At 62.2% G+C, this 4255-nt stretch carries 4 protein-coding genes; all 4 read right to left on the bottom strand.

Going from position 1 to position 4255, the window contains the following annotated elements; genetic code table 11:
* Positions 1-85 precede the first annotated feature (85 nt).
* The 4 genes from AB0395_RS47635 to AB0395_RS47620 all read right to left on the bottom strand — a co-directional run bounded on the left by AB0395_RS47635 (position 86) and on the right by AB0395_RS47620 (position 3552).
* Positions 86-439 carry a hypothetical protein gene (locus AB0395_RS47635; RefSeq protein WP_366294849.1) on the bottom strand — a complete coding sequence of 118 codons (354 nt, stop codon included), beginning with the start codon at positions 437-439 and terminating at the stop codon, positions 86-88.
* Entirely contained in the window at positions 400-1806 is a 1407-nt protein-coding gene (gene ltrA, locus AB0395_RS47630; protein WP_366294846.1) for a group II intron reverse transcriptase/maturase, read from the bottom strand. Before ltrA ends, AB0395_RS47635 begins: the two co-directional genes overlap by 40 nt.
* A 677-nt stretch (positions 1807-2483) precedes the next feature.
* Positions 2484-3263 carry a reverse transcriptase domain-containing protein gene (locus AB0395_RS47625; protein ID WP_366294843.1) on the bottom strand — a complete coding sequence of 260 codons (780 nt, stop codon included), beginning with the start codon at positions 3261-3263 and terminating at the stop codon, positions 2484-2486.
* A 19-nt stretch (positions 3264-3282) separates the two neighbouring features.
* The gene (locus AB0395_RS47620; RefSeq protein ID WP_366294841.1) at positions 3283-3552 is read right to left on the bottom strand and encodes a hypothetical protein; all 270 of its coding nucleotides are present in this window, start codon (positions 3550-3552) and stop codon (positions 3283-3285) included.
* Positions 3553-4255 lie beyond the last annotated feature (703 nt).

Genomic DNA, 4255 nt, shown 5'->3' with positions numbered 1-4255 from the left:
TCAGAGCCGGTCGGGTGGCCCGAGGCATTGCAGCCTCGGGCTCCCACAGATCCCGGCGTGACAGTCTCCCGCCACCGGGCTCTTGTCATCCTGTTCTCCAGGCGTTCCGGTTCCACCGCCAATGCCGGAACATGGCGGGATAGGCCTTCGTCGCGCCGTAGTAGGCACGCAGGGCCTTCTTGACCGTTTTCAGTCGTCGATACTTCTGCCGGATCCAGCGCACCAGGTAGGAGTTGATGCGCCCCAGGAGGGGAAACAGCGCTGTCCGGTAAAACGCGCCGGTTGAGTCGGCACGGGGCGCGGTGCCCGGATTGCTCCCGGCCCGTTTCCCCGTGCCGCTCGCCGCACCCGGCGTGCGGCTCTCACCGCACCGGGCGCTCCACGTGCCTTGCCCGCTGGTCAGCTGCTTGTGGGGGCGGCTGCCGGTTTCGGGGTCCATGGAGTCGGTATGTTCCTTCCGCGATAGCGGTAGCGGGTCACCGCGACGCTGGCCGCGCCGGTGAATACGACTCCGTTGTGAGCGAATCTCCACCCCTGGTCGCAGAAGCGGCGACGGAGTTCCTTCATAGACAGCCCGGTTCGTCCTCTGTGCTTGGCGCGTATCCAGCGCATCAGTCGATTCCAGGTGAAGGAGTCGACGACGCTGAAGATCGCCTTGGACACACCGTGCCGGAAGTAATTCGCCCACCCCGCGAGGGATCTGTTCAGGTCGGTGAGCAGCTCACCCAGATCCTGGTAGCGGGTTGACCTGTACGTCTTGGCCCTGACCTTGTCCTTGATCGACTGAACGGCCTTCTTGGACGGCTTGGTATAGACGTAGTGCTTGCTGGTTCCTCGTTTCCGCATCCGGCGGATGTCGAAGCCGAGGAACGTGAAGCCCTCATCGAGGTGGACCACCTGGGTCTTCTCCGGCGCCAACCGCAGTCCCAAGGGGGCGATTACGGTTGACACCTCCTCACGCAAGGCCTCCGCGTGCTGACGTTCACCGAATACCATGATGACGAAGTCGTCACAGTAACGGACGAGCCGCCAGTTCCCGAGGCCTTTCTTCTTGCGCAGGCGCCGTTGCCCATCCGCGCCCATTTCCTGCTGCCATAACTGGTCGAAATGCTCGTCCAGCGCCGACAGGGCAATATTGGCGAGCAACGGCGAAAGAATTCCCCCTTGCGGGGTCCCAGTGTGGGTCTCTTCCCTGTTTCCGAGTTCGGTGAGGAGCCCGGACTTCAGGAACGCTTTCACCAACGAGCAGATGCGCTTGTCCTTGACCCTCTTCCGGAGGCGATCCATCAGAGCCATGTGGTTGATTTCGTCGAAACAGGCTTTGATGTCACACTCCAAAGCCCAGTGATATCCACTGGACCCGAGGAGGTGGATCTCGGCGATCGCATCTTGCGCTCGACGATTTGGGCGGAACCCATATGAGCACGGCCTGAAGTCCGCCTCGAAGATGGGTTCGAGCACCAGCTTCAGGCTTGCCTGGACCACGCGATCAGTGACAGTGGGGATACCGAGCTTCCGGAACTTTCCGGAATTTTCCTTCGGGATCATCACTTGCCGTACCTCGACCGGCCGGAACTCGCCCGACTTCAGCGAGTTCCGGATCTGCTCCAGGAAAACCTCGACCCCGACCCTGGTTTCGACCATGGCAGCCGTGGCCTTGTCGATTCCCGCGGTCTTTGCACCCTTGTTGGTGGACACGCGTTCCCACGCGGCCACCAGGAACGCCGGGTCGTAGACGAGGTTGAACAGGTCGCCGAAACAGCGATCGGGATCATCGATCGCCCAGCGATGCAATTTGGTCTGCATCCTCCGTACCGTGAAGTGCGCCGTATCAGGATCAGGCCACCTCACGGCCCCGACATTCGTCGGGGCATCTTCGGGCATTGCATTCCCTCCTTGACTTGACACGCTGCCGCCCTTCCCCATGTGCACGGGCTTTCCCCGGCTCGGAGTACTACGGCGGCTCCGTCCCATCCGCGCCTTCGGCAGACGTCGCGCCTATCCGAACCCCGTCCCTTCTGGCTGAAGGTGAGGCATGGAGCGGACACGAATGGTTCCCGCGTTCACTGCTATTCCGTTCAACGGGTTAGGCACCCGGCTCTACCCCTGCGGCATCGTCATGGTTACGCCGTAGACTTTCACCATGGCCTCCCGGCACGAGCTACTAAGACTCTGCCGAGAGTTCCCCGAACCCCTAATTTCAAGATGCGGGTGCGCGCCGCTAACCAGCCCGAATCCGTCGGGTTAGAGCTGGCGGATGCTCAAGAGGCTTAACAACACCGGTTCCTCACGTATACCTTCCCGTCTCGCTCACCGCGCCCGGCCCGTCCGACAGTTCCGAACCGACGCGACTTTGTCGAGGCTGCTCCCGCCCTCCCCGGCGACTCCCGGATCAGGCTTCCTCCAGCTTCAATTCGCCGCTACGACGGCAAATAGATGGCGGTCTTTCACCTCCATACGGAATAACAGCGCCTCGCGGCGCACTAGTACTGCCTCCAGCCGCTCACGATCGGGTTGATCGCTTTGGCCAGTTGGGCGAAGGTCGAGCCGATCTTGTGGTCCAGCCGCCATGAACGGACTTCGCCACTGATCTTCTTAAGCGCGTTCTTGCTGATCGCGGGCTGGAACGACATGAACACCATGCCGCTCTTGGCTCGCGCCGACCGGGCGCGGAAGGTGAACCCCGGGAACGTGAACTCGGTGCTGCCGTACTCCCGGCGCCGGTTCGCGTCCCTGCAATAGACCACCCTGGTCTTGGCCGGATGCGGCTTCAGCCCGACCTCCTCCATCCGCTCGCCCAGCGCCGCCAGGACCCGCTGCGCCTGCCCCTCGGTGACGCAGTGCAGCACCGCGTCATCGGCGTAGCGCTCGAACTCGACGGTCGGAAACTCCCGGACCAGCCAGGTATCGAGTGCGTAGTGCAGGAACAGGTTCGCCAGTACGGGCGACACCGCCGAACCTTGAGGGGTTCCGCAGGTGCGCTCCAGCAAGATTCCGTCCGGCTGCCGTATCGGGGCCTGCAGCCACCGTTTCACATACAACAGCACCCACGGGGCATCGGTGTGCGCCTCCACAGCTTTGACCATGAGGTCCCACCGGACGGAGTCGAAGAATTTCTGGACGTCGAGGTCGATCACCCAGTCCCTTCTCCAGCACCTTTCCCGGCATTTGGCGACCGCGTCCAGAGCCGACTTCCCGGGCCGGTAGCCATAGGAGTCAGGGTGGAAGACCTTCTCCAGCCGTTTCTCCAGATGAACTGCCACCACGGTTTGCGCGACCCTGTCACCAACACACGGAAATTCCAAGTGTCCGCATACCGCCGCCGTGCTGTTTCGGTATCTCCACCGCCTTGACCGGGGGCGGGAGGTAACTGCCCGAGGACATCCGGTTCCAGATCCTGTAGAGGTTGTTCTTCAGATCCTTCTTGAAGTCCTCGATGGTCACTCCATCGATTCCCGGTCCGCCTCCATTCTCTTTGACCTTCTCCCAGGCCTCCCAGATCTCCCACTTGGAGATCTCGAACGACTTACCTGTCGACTTCAGCTCGCTCACGCGACTCCTCCCAGCTTTCCGCTGGTTGATCGAACAAGCACAAGCCACGGATGACCTGGCCCCTTGGCTCCGCTCCCACCGTGCCGAGCAGGAGCTTCCCAGCTACTACAGGCCAGTCCGCCGGCGCCGTCCCGCGACGGTACTCAGTTCCTTGCGGGTTCACCGCTTGGGAGGCTCCCTCTCGCCACCCCGCACCGCAGAGCGCCGGGCAGGCAGTTTCGGGACACGCCTTCACACGTTCCACGCAAGAGCAGCAGACCAGGCTCACGCCGCCTTCACGCCGGACACCATCTGGCCAGTAAGCGCGTTCCCGCCAGACTCGTCCCAGAGTCGAATCCACCCTGGTTTTGATGTCGTCTTAATCCATTTCGACGCTTCGACAGCGAACCCTCGCAGGGCTTTCAGCACAACGCCTTCCTGATCCCCACCTGACACCTCAGACGGGTGCCTTTTCCCTCAACGCTCACCACGACAGTCTTCAGCTAACGCAGCAGAGGGCGGTTTAATGCCTCCCCACGCAGGGCGACACTGGAGGGCCGAGAATCCTCCATCTCTCACGCAGCACCGCATTAAGAAGCTTTTCCTACACTCCAGCTCCTCTCTGCGTTCGTGTCACACGGTTCGTTGGATTTTCCGCTGTTTGCTACGGGGACCCCTACAAACCGTAGACGGCCAGCGGGGCGGCGATGTGTTCGCCGTCGCG

This window comes from Streptosporangium sp. NPDC051023, assembly GCF_040689595.1.
Classification (GTDB): Bacteria; Actinomycetota; Actinomycetes; order Streptosporangiales; family Streptosporangiaceae; genus Streptosporangium.
The sequence above is the reverse complement of the archived record's forward strand: the minus strand, read 5'-3'. Positions and strand labels throughout refer to the sequence as shown.